This is a genomic window from Syntrophorhabdaceae bacterium (assembly GCA_028713955.1).
In the GTDB taxonomy this organism is placed as follows: domain Bacteria; phylum Desulfobacterota; class Syntrophorhabdia; order Syntrophorhabdales; family Syntrophorhabdaceae; genus UBA5609.
The window spans coordinates 1-2511 of the sequence record JAQTNJ010000370.1; the positions used below are offsets into that span (position 1 = coordinate 1).

General features: G+C 47.4%; 3 protein-coding genes. All 3 read right to left on the reverse strand.

Annotation, left to right across the window (positions count from 1 at the left end):
• On the reverse strand, positions 1–710 hold a 710-nt coding region (locus tag PHU49_17190), incomplete at its 3' end, for a hypothetical protein (protein MDD5245745.1).
• 3 nt (positions 711–713) lie between these two features.
• Positions 714–935 carry a hypothetical protein gene (locus PHU49_17195; protein MDD5245746.1) on the reverse strand — a complete coding sequence of 74 codons (222 nt, stop codon included), beginning with the start codon at positions 933–935 and terminating at the stop codon, positions 714–716.
• A gap of 305 nt (positions 936–1240) precedes the next feature.
• Complete coding sequence (locus PHU49_17200; protein ID MDD5245747.1) at positions 1241–2437, reverse strand: thermonuclease family protein; 1197 nt, start codon at positions 2435–2437, stop codon at positions 1241–1243.
• Positions 2438–2511: the final 74 nt, after the last annotated feature.

Sequence of the window (2511 nt, forward strand, 5' to 3'; positions counted from 1 at the left end):
CCGAAACGCCTGCCGTTTATCTTGATATTTTCCAAGGGTCCCAGATCGCCGCTGTCAAGACAAACCTGTGCTTCCTGCAAGAACTCAGACACGGAGCCATATATCTCTAATATAGCTTCAGCCCGTTCCCACCCGACACCCGGCAGGTTGCAGAGCACGTTTATGGCGTGCATGTTTTTTCTGGGTTTGCTGCACAGGGTTATGGGTGGATCACTGATGATGTCATGAATCATATAGTTGATCAGCAGCCGAAAAGAATCGATTGGATTTCGTGACAGAAAAACCGGCAATACTCCCAGTGATTTGACATCCCCGAGAACTGCATATATCAGGTTCTCGTCCAACGTCATCCGTTCTTCCGGTTTCTCTATTATGTTTCCTTCTTCAGTCTTGTAATATGGGGGTATGGACTCTATCAGCTCCGATAGGCTACCAAGGATGCTTAGATACCCGTAGTCGCATTGTAGGGCTATATCCATGCATTGCCGGCCCAGTCGTCCTCTGGGCGGAAGGCTGCCAAAAAAGTCGTCCAGCTCTTTGATTTCGGCACCTACTTTACGGCCCGATTCCTCATCTATCAATACCAGATCGAAATCTAGATTGGCTGGTTCTGGTTTATTTATTCTTTTTTTGTAATAAGTCCAGGCTTCGTCCAGAAAGTCGGGTCGCTTGCCCTGTTTTTCGTTGTTGTCAAAAAAAATAGAATACATAGATCACCTGATCAGGTACTGTGATGAGTTTCGCCAAACGATGATCGCAATGCCGGATAACATGGTTATTGCAGCAGGCACCGCAGTTTCGATGGTCTGAAACTGTGTGATGTCTACCCCAACCATGCTCAGCTGTATTGCACCAAGTAGAGTTACTACAAAGCCGCCCCACGCTATCTTGCTTTGTTTAAGTTCCTTTGTCTTGCATTCCGTCAGTTTTTTCACCTCCTCTCAGATCGTCTACTATTCTATTACATTGCGCGCATATATTTTTTGCGACTTCCTCTATGGGGCAGTATGTGTCCGTGAAAGCGTCTTTGCTAACCACGCCCATTGATTTGAGAGCATCAAGGCACTCGATCACTATTTCTTTGGGAAGCTTTACATTATGGGCAATATCATCCACTGTTTTGCAGGATGTCAATGCCGCGCGGACTATCTGCAATTGCTCAAGGTCGGCCATCATATCACAAGCTTTGAATAGGTTCGCTACTAGAAATACGTTTCGGTCGAGAAAAAAAAGAAGAAATTCAGGTGCTATTAATAACAGCCTCCCAGGACAGCTTGTTTCCAAAGTCCTGCGGCACCACGAATTTCGCATACAACGTCTTGGTTTCGCCTGGCGCAATTGAGCTGTATTTCTGCGGATCGCCCATATATTGATACGTCTTTTTGGTATCGTTGTCGGTAATCACGACGCCCAACCAACCTTTCCAGGTTTTGTCTCCCACATTCTTCACGGTGTACCCGAACCAGGTATCTGTTCCATCCTTTTTCACGGTGTTGCAGACGGGGGCCATGAGACTGAGTACAGCGGATGGTTTTGTTACAGTTGAAGTACATGCGGCGGGGTAAGCGTTGGCTATTCCTCCTACATATTTCACCGCAGCTTTGGCATCCATGGATTCAGCAGTAGGGTTATAGCCGGTAGCTCGACCGGCCTCAATCATTTTGGTATTTATACTAACCGTATCATTCGTAGGATAATATATGGCGGCTATTAATCTGCCATAGGAATCCTCTCCTTTTATGGCTAGTTTAACTACTGTGCCGGGTGGGATCTGCTCAGCAAGCCAGGTTTTCGCTGTCCGGCCCGCAGGAAATCTCATTTCCGAAGATGATATGCCATGCAATCGCACATTGAAGGGTGTTGTGACGCAGAGCTGTCCTGGGAGGCATTGCTGAGTTGCCTGGATGGTATCTCCATCGGTGACCTCCATTACAACGGCCATCATATCATAGCCGGTCATCTCCGTGGTCTGCCCCAGGTTGTCTATATAACTATTCAGGGAGTTGTTGATGACTTCGCTTCCCTTAGTTATGATGTAATTATTTCCCACGGCGGCCAGGGTTATTTCTGAGCCGATTGGTAGATGAAGACTCAGCCACTCCTTAGCTTCGGCGTCTCTTGTTCTTGGAAACACGCCGTAAAGTATAATGGTCGCTGGAGTCAAGTCGCAAACCTGGCCAGGCGCGCAGTCCATGAGAGCCTTGATTGTGGACCCGTCAACAACTTCGGTTACCTTCCCAGTGACTTCGAGCCCACCTTCGGGCGGATTATATTTGGTTCCCAGGGCAGAGAAAATCCAGACAATATCATCCGGGGCCACGTCTTCGGTGTTATTCAAATCGGCAAGTATTGCGGTTAGCATTCCTTCAGAGCTTATTGTTCCACCCGAAAAAAAATGGGTGGACAGATATCCTTTTCTGGATTCAGCAATTGACATTTAAGCCTCCCTGTATAGCGCAATCAGTTCCTTTACGTCGTCTGCAACAAAGGCCCAGTTTCCAGTGATTGCCG